Genomic DNA, 14,140 nt, shown 5'->3' with positions numbered 1-14,140 from the left:
CCCCTCGCCCCTTGCCCCTGCCCCCCGCCCGCGTTACGGACGGCGAAAGGCCGTCGATATTCATCAGGCGGTGAAAATCCTGAGGAAGCCCAAGGAGAATCCATGCGGAAGATCTTCCCCGACGCGAAAGCCGCGCTGGAGGGCCTGACCTTCGACGGCATGACCGTCATGTCCGGCGGCTTCGGCCTGTGCGGCATCCCCGAGCACCTGATCGCCGCCCTGCGCGACTCCGGCGCCAAGGGCCTGACCGTCATCTCCAACAACGCCGGCGTCGACGGCTTCGGCCTCGGCCAGCTGCTCGGCACCCGCCAGATCGCCAAGATGATCTCGTCCTACGTCGGCGAGAACAAGGAGTTCGAGCGCCAGTATCTGGCCGGCGAGCTCCAGCTCGAGTTCAACCCCCAGGGCACCCTGGCCGAGCGCATCCGCGCCGGCGGCGCCGGCATCCCCGCCTTCTTCGTCAAGACCGGCGTCGCCACCCTCGTCGCCGAGGGCAAGGAGGAGCGCGAGTTCAACGGCGAGCGCTACATCATGGAGACCGGCCTCGTCGCCGACCTGTCGATCGTCAAGGCCTGGAAGGCCGACGAGCGCGGCAACCTCGTCTTCCGCAAGACGGCCCGCAACTTCAATCCGATGATGGCCACGGCCGGCAAGGTCTGCGTCGTCGAGGTCGAGGAGATCGTGCCCACCGGCTCGCTCGACCCCGACTGCATCCACACCCCGGGCGTCTATGTCGACCGCATCGTCCAGACCGTGCCCGAGAAGCGCATCGAACAGCGTACGGTACGGCAACGCGAGAGCGTCTGAACAGGGTGTGGGGTGTCGGGTATGGGGTGTGAAGGGTGACTGCGCCGCTCAAATCCTACCGGGAACTGACCGTCTGGCGTGACGGCATCGCCCTTGTGAAGGCGTGCTACCTCGTCACTCGAGCATTCCCGAAGGACGAGTTGTTCGGCCTGACCTCCCAGATCAGACGCTCCGCCGTGTCGGTCCCAGCCAACATCGCCGAGGGATACGGGAGAGGCACCCGCAAGGACTACGTCAGACACTTGATGATCGCACAAGGCTCGCTGAAGGAACTGGAAACACACCTGATCATAGCTGCGGAAGTCGGTCACACACCCCAAGCCGGGATCGACCCTGTACTGGGCCGATGTGATCAATTGGGCCGAGGCCTCGGAGCGCTCATCCGATCACTCCGTGCGCGCGACGCCGCCGACACCTGAACCCCACACCCCACACCCCATCCCCTACACCCGGATCACCCTCATGCCCCGCACCCGAGAACAACTGGCCGAACGCGCCGCCAAGGAGCTGCAGGACGGCTTCTACGTCAACCTCGGCATCGGCATCCCGACCCTGGTCGCCAACTACATTCCCGAAGGCATGGAGGTCACCCTCCAGTCCGAGAACGGCATGCTGGGCATGGGCCCCTTCCCCTATGAGGACCAGGTCGACCCCGACCTGATCAACGCCGGCAAGCAGACCATCACCGAGATCCCCGAGACCAGCTATTTCAGCTCCTCGGACAGTTTCGCCATGATCCGCGGCGGCCACATCAACCTGTCCATCCTCGGCGCCATGGAAGTGGCCGAGAACGGCGACATCGCCAACTGGATGATCCCCGGCAAGCTGGTGAAGGGCATGGGCGGGGCCATGGACCTCGTCGCCGGCGTCAAGCGCGTGGTCGTGGTCATGGATCACGCCAACAAGCACGGCCAGTCCAAGGTGCTGAAATCCTGCACCCTTCCCCTGACGGGCACGGGCGTGGTCAGCCGCATCATCACCGACCTGTGCGTCTTCGACGTCAAGCCGGACGGCGCGGGTCTGGAGCTGATCGAACTGGCCGAGGGCGTCACCCTCGACGAGGTCGCCGCCAGGACCGAGGCCAGCTACACCGTTGCCGAAGGCCTCAAGGCGTAGGCATAGTTGACCCTCCGGGCCCGCGGGGCCGCTGAGGGGGGACAGGCCGATGGCTGACGGAAGCTACCGCTGGCAGGGTCATGCACCGGCGCCTGACGCCGCCCGCGTCGAGTCGATCCAGGCGGGCTACGACGAGGCCGAAGCCCACGCCTTCGCCGAACCGGCCCGCGCCGCCGCGGCCGAGCGCATCGAAGCCGCCCTCGCCGCCGCCCGGTCCGGCGATCTCGGCGAGGCCGCCGACCAGCTGACCCGGGCCCGCTCCGTGCTGGAAGGCCTGGACCCCGACGCGCTCGAACCCCGCCGCGGCCTCGCCGGCCTGTTCGACAGCCGCAGCAAGCGGCTCCGGGCCTTCCGCGAAACCTTCCGCCGCGCCTCGGCCGCCCTCTCGGAGGCCGCATCGGATCTGACCGGCCGCGTCGAGGACGCCGCCCGCCGCTCCGGCGCGCTCGACACGGTCTGGGCCGACGTCCGCGACGCCATGGTCGAACTCGACGCCCACCTGATCGCCGCCGTCCGCCGCCTCTCCGGCCACGCCCCCGCCGACGACGCGCCGCCGCATCCGCTGGAAGCCCGCAAGGCTTCGCTCGACGCCTGCCGCGCCGCCGCCCTCGGCGCCCTGCCCCTGATCCGGGGCGCGCAGAACGCCGACGCCCGGGCCGCCGAGGCGCTCAAGGCCTGCGGCGACGGAGTCGCGGACTGGCGTCAGGGCTGGAGCGAAGCGCTCGGTCTCGCCGGCAAGCGTCCGAAGAAGGTCCGGCCCGACCGCGACCGCCTGCGGGCCCTGCGCGACGATCTGCTCGGCCGTATCGACCGGGCCCTGGCCGAACTGACCGCCTCGCGCGGCCGGCGCGCCCAGATCGAGACCCGGCTCTCCGACCTGCGGTCGCCGCTCTGATCAGCCGGCGTTGGCGTCGGTCCAGGCCACGATCTGGGTGTTCAGGTCCCGCGTGGCGATGTCGAACGCTTCGACGATCGCCGAGACCCGGTTCTCCGAAGCCGGCTGCTGCACCGTGAAGGTCCGCTCCGCCGCCACGCTCCTGTCGGGCAGGGCCAGCAGGCGGGCCCGCGCCGTCACCACCACCGTCGGAGCCGCCCCCGGCGCGTCGTAGCGGGCCTCGAAGGCGCGGATGTCGACATTCAGCGACCGCTCCCCGCGAGACAGCTCGCGCGGCCCGATAACCCGCACACGGGTCGCCTGCGCCGAGAAGGCGTTCTCGAGGCTCTCCATATAGAGGTCGCTGGCCGGCGACACCCAGCGGGCGCCGGCGATATAGGCCGTCTCGGTGCCCGTCACTCCAAGGATCTTGTCGCCCTCGACCGCCTCCGGGAACTCGACCCGGCGCAGGCTGACCTGACGCAGGCCGGCCTGCCCCTCCGCCGCCGCCGTGGCCGCCGCCGGGCCGCCGAAGCGGTAGGTCTGCACCGGGTCCGGCGAGGACAGCAGGGCGCAGCCGGCCACGGCGAGGACGCCGGCCGCCGCGACGGCGATTTTGATCGAAGACCGGATCACGGCTGGACCTCCATTTCCTTGCTCGGCGCGCGGCCGATGAAGTCTCGCGGGCTGGATCGCACCTCGTCGACCAGTCCCTCCAGCGAGCGGGTCGCGTCCTCCAGCCCCTGGATCGCCTGCTGCATCTGCGGCAGGCCCGTGGTCACGAACTCGTTGACCGGGCCCTCGGCCCCCGTCGCGATCCGGTTGATCGCGGCCACGGCGGTCCGCGCCTCCTCGGCGGCGGCGTTGATGTTGGCCACGGCTTCGCGCCCGTCCCCTTCGATGATGCCCCGGGTGCTGACCGCCAGGGCCTCGTATTCGGCGACCGCCGAGTTGGCGCGCGTCAGCGCCTGCTCCAGCTGCTGCAGCATGCCCTTGCGGGCCTCCAGCTCGGTGCTCAGAGACTCGATGTTCTTCAGGCTGGTCGAGAAGGAGCGGACGTTGTCATCCGACAGCACCCGGTTGATCCGGTTCAGCGCATCGACGGTCTGCGCCAGAACCGTACCCGATCCGGACAGCAGCTCGGCGATCGGCGACGGCTGGCTCTGGATCACCGGCACGACGTTGTCGGGATACTGCTCCTTCAGGATCGCGCTCTGCGGATTGCCGGCGGTGATCTGGATATAGTTCAGGCCGGTGATCCCCTGCGGCTCCAGCTGGGCGCGCGAGGTGACGCGGACCGGCGTGGTGGCGTCGATGCGGATGCGGGCGATGACCTGGTCGCCCTTGTTCGGGTCGAGGTTCAGGTCCGTGACCTCGCCGACGCGGATGCCGTTGAAATGCACCTCGCCGCCCTCGGACAGGCCGCGTACCGGCCCGTAGAAGACGATGTCATAGACATCGTAGTCGCTGTTGAACTGCAGCCGGGCCAGCCAGATGGCGAACACGGCCAGCGCCGCCATCAGGGCGATGGTGGCGATGCCGACGGCGGCGTAATGAGCGTCTCTTTCCATCTCTCCGCTCTCCTCAGGCGGCTTTCTTGCCGGCGCGACCGCGCGGGCCGAGGAAGTATTCCCGGATCCACGGATGGTCCGACTGTTCCAACTCCTGAACCGTCGCCTTGGCCACGATCCGCTTGTCCGCCACGACCGCCACCTTGTCGGTGATGGCGTAGAGGCTGTCGAGGTCGTGGGTGATCATGAAGACAGTCAGGCCGAGATCGTTCGACAACTGACGGATCAGATCGTCGAAGGCGGCCGCGCCGATCGGGTCGAGCCCGGCCGTCGGCTCGTCGAGGAACAGCAGCTCCGGATCCAGCGACAGCGCCCGCGCCAGCCCGACCCGCTTGCGCATGCCTCCGGACAGCTCGGCCGGCTTCAGATGGTGCGCCTCCGGCTTCAGTCCCACCATGGCGATCTTCATTTCCGCCAGTTCGCGGATGACCTCCTTGGGCAGGCGGGTGTGCTCGATCAGGGGAGAGGCGACGTTCTCGATGACGCTGAGGGACGAGAACAGGGCGCCCTGCTGAAACAGGACTCCCGTCCGCCGTTCCATGTCGGCCGCCTCGGCCTTGCTGAGGTCCATCATGTCATGGCCGAAGACGCGCACCGATCCGCCGTCGGGCTCTTTCAGGCCGATGATCGAATTGAGCAGCACCGTCTTGCCCGAGCCCGATCCGCCGACCACGCCGAGCACCTCGCCCCGCTCCAGATCGAGGTCGAGGTTCTCGTGGATGACGCGGTCGCCGAACTGGCTCAGCAGGCCGCGCACCTCGACAAGAAGTTCCGGAGTCCGGGTCTGATCCGCCGGGGCGCTCAAATGTTCAACTCCATGAACATGAGGGCGAACAGCGCATCGAGGAAGATGATGGCGAAGATGGCCTGGACCACCGCCGCGGTCACCCGTCGCCCGAGGCTTTCGACATCACCGGCGACCGCCATGCCCTGGCGGCAGCCGATGGCGGCGATGACCAGGGCGAACACCGGCGCCTTTGAAAGGCCGACGAACAGATGGTTCCCCATGTCCGCGGTCGTCGCCATTCGCTGGATGAAGAAGGCCGGCCCAAGACCGAGTTCGCTCCAGGTCACCAACAGACCGCCGAAGATGCCGGTGAGCATGGCGATGAAGGTGAGCAGCGGCAGCATGATGATCAGGGCGGCGAGCCTGGGAATGACCAGGGCCTGGAACGGATTGACCCCCATGACCCGCATGGCGTCGATCTCCTGGTTCATTCGCATCGATCCGATTTCCGCCGCGAAGGATGACGAGGAACGGCCGGCCAGCAGCACGGCGGCGATCACCACGGCGAATTCGCGCAGGACCGAGATGGAGATCAGTTCCACGGCGAAGACGTCGAATCCGACAGTCTGCAGCAGATCGGCCCCGATGAAGGCGATGACCGCCCCGATGAAGAAACTGGTCACTGCAACGATCGGAATGGCGTCGAGGCCTGCCCGTTCCGCCTGGCTGAACCAGGCCGCCCAGCGGATTGAGTTCCAGTGCTTGAACGTCGATCCCGTCGCCGTGATCAACCGGCCGAGGAAGGCCATCGACAGCGTGGCCTCCGCCGCGATGTCCTCCACGCCCCGGCCGACCTTTCCGAGTCCGCGAACCCAGGCCGGCGACAGCCGCGGCGGCCCCGCGCTTTCGCGTTCCAGCCGCTCCACCAGGGCATAGGTGCGGCCCGCCTCGGGACGCTGCGTCCATGCGGATTCCGGCAGCACGCAATTGCTCGCCTGGACGAGGGCGAGAGCCCCCGCCGTGTCGAACCGGCCAAGGTCGGTCAGGTCGACGGCGTCTATGCAGCGCTCATTCAGGTCGTCGTCCAGACGGCGCGAGATCCGGCCAAGGCTGGTCGCGGTCCAGTCGCCTGTCAGGCGCAGGGTCAGCTGCCCCCCGCCGTCCTCGATCTGAAAGTCCGCTGCGGCCATGCCCCTACCTAGATTGCGCCGTTCATTTTGCCTACGGTCCGAGCACGGCAAAGCTGGGGCAGGCGAAGAACGTCCCCCGGCCGTATTCGTTCAGACACGGCGACCAACCCGTTGCCTGGGCGTCTTGCAGCGTCAGGTCAGGTAGTTGAGCAACGAGACCTGCCGGAGTTGAGAGATCACCTGCGCTGACGCCTGGATGGCGACCTGCGACAGCTGCAGATCCGTGATCGCCGCCGCCATGTCAGCATCGGTCCGGTCCGACACCAGCTCATCCAGCGAGACCTGCTGCGCCTCATGGCTGCGCGTGAGGTTCTCGACCTGGTTCGCCATGGAACCGGTCTTGGCCATCTTGTCGATCACCCCGGTGGCGGCCTGTTCCAGACGGCCGAGCTGGGTGGTGAGAAAGGCCTTCTGGGCGTCGTTGACCTTGCCGTTCAGGGGGCCGTTCACACCCGCGTGGTAGATCTGGATGTCCCGGAGGATTTCGAACACTTCGCTGCCGAGCTCATCGGCCAGGAAACCTGTCTCCAGGGTCGTGCCCTCCGCCACCCGGCTGGCGGTCTTCAGCGTATCGTTGACGAACACGGAGGCCACATCGGGCGCGGCCGCCAGATCGGCCAGGGTATCGACGTTGACCGGCGACGTCGAGGTCGAGGCGCCGGAGAACAGGTAACCGCCGTGGTGCCGCATGGTCAGGCCGCCGCGGATCGCCTGGAAGCGCCCTTCCAGCTCCAGCATCAGGGCCCCCGCCGAGTCGGTCGCCAGGACGCTGCCGACGGCCTCGCGCAGACCCGCAATGCCGTCGCTGACCTGGGACATCGCCAGGTCCTGGGTCGTCAGCCGGGCGCTTACGGTCTTCGACGTCTCGATGAAGCCCTGGATCCGGCTCTGCGCGCCCTTCAGGGCGGTCAGGGTCTCGGACTGCCGGCCGAAGCCGGTGAGGTCGGTGGCGACCTTCTGCGTCGACACCCGCTCCTGGGCGTCGGCCGCCCGGGTCTGGGCGTTCATCAGGTCCAGCAAGGCGGACTGATAGTTTCCGAAGGTGGCGACGCGGTTCATCAGATCATCCCCAGAAGCGTGTCGTACATGTCCTTGGCGGCCTGGATCAGCCGCGCCGAGGCGTTGAAGGCCTGCTGGTAGGTGGTCATCAGGACCAGTTCCTCATCCAGGTTGACGCCTTCGTAGGCCGTCTGGCGGGCTGAGGCCTCGGTCGCGAGGGCCGCGGCCGTATCGCTGCGATTCCTGGCCGCCACCGCCTTGCCGCCGATCTCGCCGGACAGCTCCGCGGCATAGCGGGAAACCGAGATGAGACCGCCGGACGAATCGCCGGCGGGCGCGAAATTGGCCGAGCGTTCTCCGGCGTCCGCCAGCAGCAGCGCGCCTCGGCCGTCGCCGATGCTCAGCGCCGAGGCGCCGACCGCGGCGGACAGGTTCAGCTGGGCCAGCGCGAGTTTGGCGGGGCTTTGACGGATGTCGGTGCGGATCGAGAAGCCGTCGGCGCGCGAGGCGCGCACGCCGCCGCCGATGCCGAACAGTTCGGTGAGCGAGACCCCGGACGGGACCTGGACGGTCGTGTCCTCGAGCACGCTCATCGTCGGAGCCGGGCTGCCGTAGCCGGTGAAGCTGAGTGATCCGTCCGCCGCCAGGGCGAAGGAGCCGTAGCGGCCCACGCCCGTCGCGGTGTCGTTCAGGGCCGTGATCAGGTCGCCGACCGTGCCGCCCGCGGGCACGGTCACCTGTATGTCCCGCAGCTTCGAGCCGCTCTCGCCCACGAAGCGGAAACTCAGCGTCTCCCCGGCCGTGAAGCCGTGCGATGACGCCGCCGTCATGCCGGTTTCGTAGAAGGCCGGACGATCCGTCGAGATCAGGTCGTTGAGCCCGAAATAGTGCGAGAAGCCACGCCCGGCCTTGCTGGAGGGGCTGGCCGGATCGTCGGCGACGGCCACCCCGTTGCCCCCGCCTGCCGCGATGGTCAGCTTGCCGTCGACGAAGCTGGCTGTCGCGGCGCCCCCCAGTTGGGCGTTCAATACGGTCAGGAAGGTCGCCGGCGTCGCCGCCGCGCCGTTCACCGTCATGGTCGCGCCGCTGAAGACGATGTCGGCCCGGGCCTGGACGACGCCCGCTGCATTGGTGACCGCCACCGTGGTCTGACCGGTGAAGCCCGCGATGGCGGTTTCGAAGGCCTGACCGACATTGCGGCCGGTCAGGCTGGCCGGAGCCGGGACAGAGCTGTTGGCGTTATGGGCGCGGTTCAGTTCGTCGGCGACGTGGGCGACGAGTTCGGCCAGCCGTTCCGAGGTCGCAGGGGCCTCGATGTCGCGCAGTTCGACCAGACCCTTGATCTCGCCCGAAACCACACTGTCCAGCAGCGGCCGCTTCTGGCCGCCGGGCTCGGTCACCCAGATCTCGTTGAAAGCCGTTTCGCCCGTGACGGTGCCGGCGCGCGTATAGCCGAGCGTCGCCGCCCCTTCGCCCGCCAGCAGGGTTCCGGCGCCGGTGCGGATCGAGACGCCGCCGACGGCGCGGGTCGTGACGCGGACGTCCACCAGCTCGGCCAATTGACCGATCAGCGCGGACTGGGCCGTCTCCGCGCCCGAGGCGTCGCCATTGATCACCGTGGCGCGGGCGATCTCGAGGTTCAGGCCCTCGATCTGTTGCAGCAGGCTGTTCGCCTTCTCGACAGCGCTCTGGATCCGGCCGTCCGCGTCCTCGCGCACGGCCCGTATTTGCCCATCGATCCGCGCCGCCTCATCGAACAGCGCCTGGGTCCGGAACAGGGCGTCCTGGCGGCGGGGCGAAGAGGTCGGATCCTCAGCGCTGGCCGCGAAGGCCGAAAAGACGGAGTCGACCTGCGAAAAGAACCCGCTGGTTCCTCCCGGGTCGCCGAACAGGGACTGAATGCGGTCGTACAGCTCGTGGCGAACACCCTGCCGGGCCGCCTCGGCGCCGGCGTTCAGGCTCGCCGCCTGCAGAAAGCGGTCGGTCGCCAGCCGGATACGCGCGACCTCGACGCCTGCGCCCATGCCCTGGCTGGTCAGGGAGACCTGATCACCGATCTTTCTGACATAGCCGGGGGTGTTGACGTTGGAGACGTTGTCCGAGACGACCCGAAGCTGGGTCTGCGCCGCGGTCAACCCGGTGCTCGCCGTATTCATGATGGCGTTCAGCGACATGCGGGGGTCTCCAATACGGCGGCGCCCGGCAAGGCCTGCCAGTCGATGCGCGCTTTTTGCCCGGCAGCGAACCCAGGTCGCTCGGCCAAGTTGCTGTAATTCCGCGAGTTCGTCTTTCGCGCCTGAGTCATGACCGACAAGGAGCGCAAACGACGGGCCAGTCGACGCCTGCAGCGCACCTGCGGCGCCGGCGCCGGGCAAGAAACGTCTCTACACGGCAATATTCGACCAAGCAGCGTCAGCGCCCCATGCCGCGTGTTCGTGAAATTCCTTCGTGTTTTCCGTCGATTAGGGAGCGCCGATGAAGTGGCCCACGACTTGCGGCTGGCCCTCCGAATGTTCGGCGCAGCAGGCGCCCCTGTCACATCGCTCCGGCGACGCCCCTCGGGACTATGTCCGCTCAAGCCATCCTCTCCATGATCGCGTCCGTCGCGCCAGGCGCCCCGCGGGGATCGTCGGCGAGCGAAGACGCGTCCGGCTTCCGGGGTATTCTCGCCGCGCTTCTCTCACCGGACGGCGAGGACGGCGCCGTTTCGCACGACGGGCGCACGACACAGCTGGCCAACGCCAAGGCCGCGGATGACGGCTCCGAGCCGCTTGTCCTGCCGGGCGCGGTGGACGCGAAAGCGCCGGAGCCGCAGGTCCTGCCCGGCACGACGCCGGCCAAGGACGCCGAGGCGCTCGTCCTGCCAGGCGCCGCGGAGACCAAGGCGCCCGAGCCGCAGGTGCTGCCGGGCGCGACCCCGACCAAGGACGCCGAACCGCTTGTCCTGCCTGGCGGCGTGGACGCCAAGGCGCCGGAGCCGCAGGTGCTGCCGGATGCGACGCCGACCAAGGAGGCCGAACCGCTCGTCCTGCCAGGCGCCGTGGAGACGAAGGCGCCGGAGCCGCAGGTCCTGCCCGGCACGACGCCGGCCAAGGACGCCGAACCGCTCGTCCTGCCTGCCGGCGTGGCGGCCAAGGACCTCGGCCGGCAGATTCTGCCCGGCGCATCCGACAGCAAGGCGCCCCAGCCGCAGATCCTGCCCGGAACGGACCCCGCGGATGACGCGCCGCCTGCAACGGGCGGGGGGGACGTCATGGAAACCGCCGAGTCCGGATCCGCGGGCGGCCCGGCCCGCCCGGGAACCGGGTTGGGGCATCCACCCTCGCTTCAACCGCCGCCGCCGTTGAGGGCCCTGGCCGAACGCACGTCGAAGCCGCTGGACGAAACGCAAACCGCGCCAACCTCCACGCCGGCGGCCGCGAAAGCCACGGGCGTGACCGGTTCGGCGCCGTCCGCGCCTGCGGACCCCGCCGCCAGGCCGTCCCCGCCGACCGCACCGACGCCGGTCGCCCCGCAAGCAGACTCCTCGGCCCCGGCCCAGGACGAAGGCCATTCCTCCGGCGGACCGACGACGGCCCAGTCCGAAGCCGCCGCCCCGGCGCGGGATCACAGCCTGTCGACCCTGTCCCGAGCCTCCATCGACGCCACGGCCCAGATCGCCGCGCAAATCCAGCGCAGGCTTGAAGGCCGTTCGACCCGCTTCGAGATCGCGCTGAGGCCGGCCGAACTGGGCCGGGTGGACGTCAAGCTGGATATCGACTCCGAAGGCCGGCTCGCCGCGCGGCTGGCGTTCGACAATCCGGCCGCCGCCACTGACATGCGCGGTCGGGTCGACGAACTGCGGCGACAGCTCGAGGCCGCCGGATTCCACCTGGCCGAGGACGCCTTTGAATTCGCCGACCGCGACAGCGGCTCCAGCGCCTTCGACCGCGGGCAGGACGCCCGGCACGGCCAGAACCGCGCCTTCGCCGCCGCCGCCCGCCTGAAATCCGAAGTCGACGTGGCCCAGCCGCCGCAATGGCTGGCGCTCTCCCTCTCGCCCTCGGGCGTGGACATGAAGGTCTGACCGATGGTTGACGCCGTCACCACCACCAATAACGCGACCAACCGGATCAACAGCGGTTCGGCCATGCTGGCCTCGAATTTCGAGACCTTTCTGTCGCTTCTGACCTCGCAGTTGAAGAACCAGGACCCGCTGTCGCCGGTCGATTCCAACCAGTTCACCGCCCAGCTGACGCAGATGGCGGGCGTCGAGCAGCAACTGCTGACCAATGAACTGCTCAAGAGTCTGGTCTCGGCCCAGGGCGGCGGCGGTCTCGAAAGCGCGGCCAACTATATCGGCAAGGAGGCGACCGCGGCCTGGTCGGCGACCAAGTTCACCGACGGCGAGGCCGCGTGGAGCTATGAGATCGCCTCCAACGCGTCGACGGCCAAGCTCGAAGTCGTGGACGGCGCGGGCAACGTGGTCTGGTCCGGCGACGCGCCGGACAAGACCACCGGCGTCCACGAATTCTCCTGGGACGGCGAAGCCACCAGCGGCAATGACGGCGAGGAAGGCCAGGTCTATTCGCTGAGGGTCGTCGCCAAGGACGCCTCCGGCGGCGCCATCGACGCCCAGGTCCTGACCCAGGGCCGCGTCACCGGCGTCGAGATGTACGACGGGGAAGTCTTCCTGACCGTCGGAAATTCGATCCTGCCGATGTCCAGCCTGATCGCGCTGGAAGAGGCCCGAACAGCCGCAACCCCTTCCGCCGCCGCCGACGAGGGCCTGCTGGCCTCGCTCGCCTCCTCTCTCAATCCCCTGAAACTGTTCTCGTAAGGAGCCCCGCGCCATGAGCATCAACAGCGCACTACTGGCCGGCGTGTCCGGCCTGACCGCCAACTCCGCCGCCCTGGCGGCCATCTCCCAGAACATCGCGAACGTGAACACGGTCGGCTACAAACGCTCGGCCGCCGAGTTCCAGACCGTCGTCAATGCCCAGAGCGCCGGGGCCGGCTATTCCGCCGGCGGCGTGCTGGCGGGCGCGCGCCACTACACCAGCCAGAACGGACAGCTGCAGCGGACGACCTCCTCGACCGACCTGGGCATCGCCGGTCAGGGCTTCTTCGTGGTGACCGAGAAGGCCGAGAACCTGACGCCGGCGGACTCCCGCCTGTTCACGCGCGCCGGCGCCTTCCGGGTCGACAATCTCGGCTATCTGAAGAACACCGCCGGCCTGTACCTCCAGGGCTGGCCGGTCGACGCCAACGGCGACATCACCACCGACCCTTCGGACCTGAACCGCCTGCGGACCATCAACGTCGGCTCGGTCGGCGGTGCGGCCGAACCCACCACGCGGGTCCAGCTGAACGCCAACCTCCGCTCCAGCCAGGAGACCTCGCCCGAGGCCATCGCCCGGGCGGCGCGCGACGCCAACCCCGCCGATCCGGCCGCCGCCGGTGCCTATGACGTCATGACCAACTCGATGGCCATGTGGGATCCGGAGACCGGGAACGGCGTGAAGCCGGACTTCGAAGTCACCATCCCGGTCTCTGACTCCAAGGGCGGACAGCGCACGCTGGCCGTGTCCTTCCTCAAGAGCACGATTCCGAACCAATGGTACGCCGAGGTGCGGGCCATGCCTGCATCCGACGTCACCACCGACGCCAGTCTCGGCGTCGACGGCGTGCTCAAGTCGGGCCTGATCGCCTTCACCCAGGACGGCCGTCTGGACGTGGACGCCATGGCCGCCATGCCGGCGGGCGCGGCCTTGTTCGCCGACCCGTCCGCCGCATCGCTGACCTTCCGGGCCTCGGACACCAATCCGGCCGCCCTGGGCGCGGGCGAGTTCATGTGGGGACAGCAACTCGGCATCGATGATCAGGTCATCACCTTCGACCTCACCGCCGCCGCCGGGGGCCTGTCGCAGTACGACAGCGCCTCGGTGGTCCAGGCCACGCTGACCAACGGCACCGCCTTCGGCAACCTGTCGGAGGTCAAGATCGACGAGAAGGGCTTCGTCACGGCCATCTTCGACAACGGCGTCACCCGCCAGATCGCCCAGGTCGCCCTGGCGACCTTCCCCAGCGCCGACGCGCTGTCAGAAGTGTCCGGCAACGCATTCCGGGTCAGCCAGGGTTCCGGGACGTTCAACCTCAAGGCTGCGGGTTCCGGCGGCGCCGGCATGCTCGGCGCCTCCCAGCTCGAGGCTTCCACGGTCGATCTGTCGGCGGAGTTCACCGGCCTGATCACCACCCAGCGGGCCTACTCCGCCTCGTCCAAGATCATCACCACCGCAGACGAAATGCTGGCTGAACTCATCAGCATCAAACGCTGATCTCCGAGTAAGGGGCCGTAAACCTCAATGAAGTCTTTGTTGAATGTTGAGCAGGTGGAGGAGGGCCATTTTAGGTTTTCCTTCACCACGACGCTTAAACGGCCCTTAGCCGCCGACCGCTACGGTTCAGCCTTAGTGATGGTGGTCAATGAGGCATAAGCCCATGTTGCAAGAGCGACGCCTTAATAATCAAGGCGAACAGTACGTGGTCGGCCCGACGGGCACGCCCCTGACCCTGCACGATCTTCCGCCGGCCAATACGGACCGCTGGGTGATCCGCCGCAAGGCCGAGGTCGTGGCCGCCGTGCGCGGCGGACTGATCAGCCTGGACGACGCGCTGGCGCGCTATCGTCTGACCGCCGAGGAGTTCCTCGCCTGGCAGAAGGCCATCGACAAGTGGGGCATGCAGGGCCTGCGCACGACCCGCATCCAGCACTACGGCCGCGGCAGCTAGATCCACTCCCCGAAAGATACGACGGCCGCCCCGGCGACGGGGGCGGCCGTTGTCGTTTCCGGGACCGATTTTCAGCCGGCCTCGA

14 protein-coding genes are annotated in these 14,140 nt (G+C 68.5%); 8 read left to right on the top strand and 6 right to left on the bottom strand.

Translation table 11 applies throughout. The annotated features are described in order from the left end of the window. Window positions 1-102: 102 nt before the first annotated feature. From RDU12_RS04875 to RDU12_RS04860, 4 genes are read left to right on the top strand one after another with little or no spacing between them, the layout of a single operon-like run. Window positions 103-807: a CoA transferase subunit A gene (locus tag RDU12_RS04875; protein ID WP_300292987.1), complete on the top strand. Its 705-nt coding sequence runs from the start codon at window positions 103-105 to the stop codon at window positions 805-807. Window positions 808-842: 35 nt separating this feature from the next. Beyond that, a complete protein-coding gene (locus tag RDU12_RS04870) occupies window positions 843-1,226 on the top strand; it encodes a four helix bundle protein (protein WP_300292985.1) in 384 nt (127 codons plus the stop codon). Between the two features lie 43 nt (window positions 1,227-1,269). Continuing rightward, a complete protein-coding gene (locus RDU12_RS04865) occupies window positions 1,270-1,923 on the top strand; it encodes a 3-oxoacid CoA-transferase subunit B (protein ID WP_300292983.1) in 654 nt (217 codons plus the stop codon). Between the two features lie 49 nt (window positions 1,924-1,972). Further along, complete coding sequence (locus RDU12_RS04860; protein ID WP_308684183.1) at window positions 1,973-2,818, top strand: toxic anion resistance protein; 846 nt, start codon at window positions 1,973-1,975, stop codon at window positions 2,816-2,818. On the opposite strand, the gene RDU12_RS04855 is transcribed toward RDU12_RS04860, so the two are convergent. The 6 genes from RDU12_RS04855 to flgK all read right to left on the bottom strand — a co-directional run bounded on the left by RDU12_RS04855 (window position 2,819) and on the right by flgK (window position 9,458). After that, on the bottom strand, window positions 2,819-3,433 hold the full coding sequence (locus RDU12_RS04855) for an ABC-type transport auxiliary lipoprotein family protein (protein ID WP_308684182.1): 615 nt from the start codon (window positions 3,431-3,433) through the stop codon (window positions 2,819-2,821). Next, entirely contained in the window at window positions 3,430-4,368 is a 939-nt protein-coding gene (locus RDU12_RS04850; RefSeq protein WP_300290505.1) for an MlaD family protein, read from the bottom strand. Before RDU12_RS04850 ends, RDU12_RS04855 begins: the two co-directional genes overlap by 4 nt. Before the next feature lie 13 nt (window positions 4,369-4,381). Further along, a complete protein-coding gene (locus RDU12_RS04845; protein ID WP_300290506.1) occupies window positions 4,382-5,173 on the bottom strand; it encodes an ABC transporter ATP-binding protein in 792 nt (263 codons plus the stop codon). After that, on the bottom strand, window positions 5,170-6,285 hold the full coding sequence (locus tag RDU12_RS04840) for an ABC transporter permease (RefSeq protein ID WP_300290507.1): 1,116 nt from the start codon (window positions 6,283-6,285) through the stop codon (window positions 5,170-5,172). Before RDU12_RS04840 ends, RDU12_RS04845 begins: the two co-directional genes overlap by 4 nt. Window positions 6,286-6,417: 132 nt before the next feature. Further along, window positions 6,418-7,344 carry a flagellin gene (locus tag RDU12_RS04835; RefSeq protein ID WP_300290508.1) on the bottom strand — a complete coding sequence of 309 codons (927 nt, stop codon included), beginning with the start codon at window positions 7,342-7,344 and terminating at the stop codon, window positions 6,418-6,420. After that, window positions 7,344-9,458, bottom strand: coding sequence for a flagellar hook-associated protein FlgK (gene flgK, locus RDU12_RS04830; RefSeq protein ID WP_300290509.1), 2,115 nt, complete (start codon window positions 9,456-9,458; stop codon window positions 7,344-7,346). The genes RDU12_RS04835 and flgK overlap by 1 nt, the downstream gene beginning before the upstream one ends. A 392-nt stretch (window positions 9,459-9,850) precedes the next feature. On the opposite strand from flgK, the gene RDU12_RS04825 reads away from it, so the two are divergent. The 4 genes from RDU12_RS04825 (at window position 9,851) to RDU12_RS04810 (ending at window position 14,055) form a co-directional block, all read left to right on the top strand. Next, entirely contained in the window at window positions 9,851-11,350 is a 1,500-nt protein-coding gene (locus tag RDU12_RS04825; RefSeq protein ID WP_308684181.1) for a flagellar hook-length control protein FliK, read from the top strand. A gap of 3 nt (window positions 11,351-11,353) precedes the next feature. Next, window positions 11,354-12,103, top strand: coding sequence for a flagellar hook assembly protein FlgD (locus RDU12_RS04820; RefSeq protein WP_300289692.1), 750 nt, complete (start codon window positions 11,354-11,356; stop codon window positions 12,101-12,103). A gap of 13 nt (window positions 12,104-12,116) precedes the next feature. Further along, on the top strand, window positions 12,117-13,601 hold the full coding sequence (gene flgE / locus RDU12_RS04815) for a flagellar hook protein FlgE (protein WP_300289691.1): 1,485 nt from the start codon (window positions 12,117-12,119) through the stop codon (window positions 13,599-13,601). Window positions 13,602-13,764: 163 nt separating this feature from the next. Continuing rightward, window positions 13,765-14,055 carry a DUF1153 domain-containing protein gene (locus RDU12_RS04810; protein ID WP_168046867.1) on the top strand — a complete coding sequence of 97 codons (291 nt, stop codon included), beginning with the start codon at window positions 13,765-13,767 and terminating at the stop codon, window positions 14,053-14,055. The last annotated feature ends 85 nt before the right edge of the window (window positions 14,056-14,140 follow it).

The sequence above is a fragment of the Brevundimonas sp. genome (genome assembly GCF_031082345.1).
Classification (GTDB): domain Bacteria; phylum Pseudomonadota; class Alphaproteobacteria; order Caulobacterales; family Caulobacteraceae; genus Brevundimonas.
Note: the sequence above shows the minus strand (reverse complement) of the source record. Positions and strands in the feature narration are given on the sequence as shown.

Bases quoted from the DNA above. Each gene is read 5' to 3' on its own strand.
- RDU12_RS04835 (WP_300290508.1), bottom strand. From the start codon at position 7,344: ATGAACCGCGTCGCCACCTTCGGAAACTATCAGTCCGCCTTGCTGGAC.
- RDU12_RS04825 (WP_308684181.1), top strand. From the start codon at position 9,851: ATGTCCGCTCAAGCCATCCTCTCCATGATCGCGTCCGTCGCGCCAGGC.
- RDU12_RS04865 (WP_300292983.1), top strand. From the start codon at position 1,270: ATGCCCCGCACCCGAGAACAACTGGCCGAACGCGCCGCCAAGGAGCTG.
- RDU12_RS04860 (WP_308684183.1), top strand. From the start codon at position 1,973: ATGGCTGACGGAAGCTACCGCTGGCAGGGTCATGCACCGGCGCCTGAC.
- flgE (WP_300289691.1), top strand. From the start codon at position 12,117: ATGAGCATCAACAGCGCACTACTGGCCGGCGTGTCCGGCCTGACCGCC.
- RDU12_RS04820 (WP_300289692.1), top strand. From the start codon at position 11,354: ATGGTTGACGCCGTCACCACCACCAATAACGCGACCAACCGGATCAAC.
- RDU12_RS04875 (WP_300292987.1), top strand. From the start codon at position 103: ATGCGGAAGATCTTCCCCGACGCGAAAGCCGCGCTGGAGGGCCTGACC.
- flgK (WP_300290509.1), bottom strand. From the start codon at position 9,458: ATGTCGCTGAACGCCATCATGAATACGGCGAGCACCGGGTTGACCGCG.
- RDU12_RS04850 (WP_300290505.1), bottom strand. From the start codon at position 4,368: ATGGAAAGAGACGCTCATTACGCCGCCGTCGGCATCGCCACCATCGCC.
- RDU12_RS04810 (WP_168046867.1), top strand. From the start codon at position 13,765: ATGTTGCAAGAGCGACGCCTTAATAATCAAGGCGAACAGTACGTGGTC.
- RDU12_RS04840 (WP_300290507.1), bottom strand. From the start codon at position 6,285: ATGGCCGCAGCGGACTTTCAGATCGAGGACGGCGGGGGGCAGCTGACC.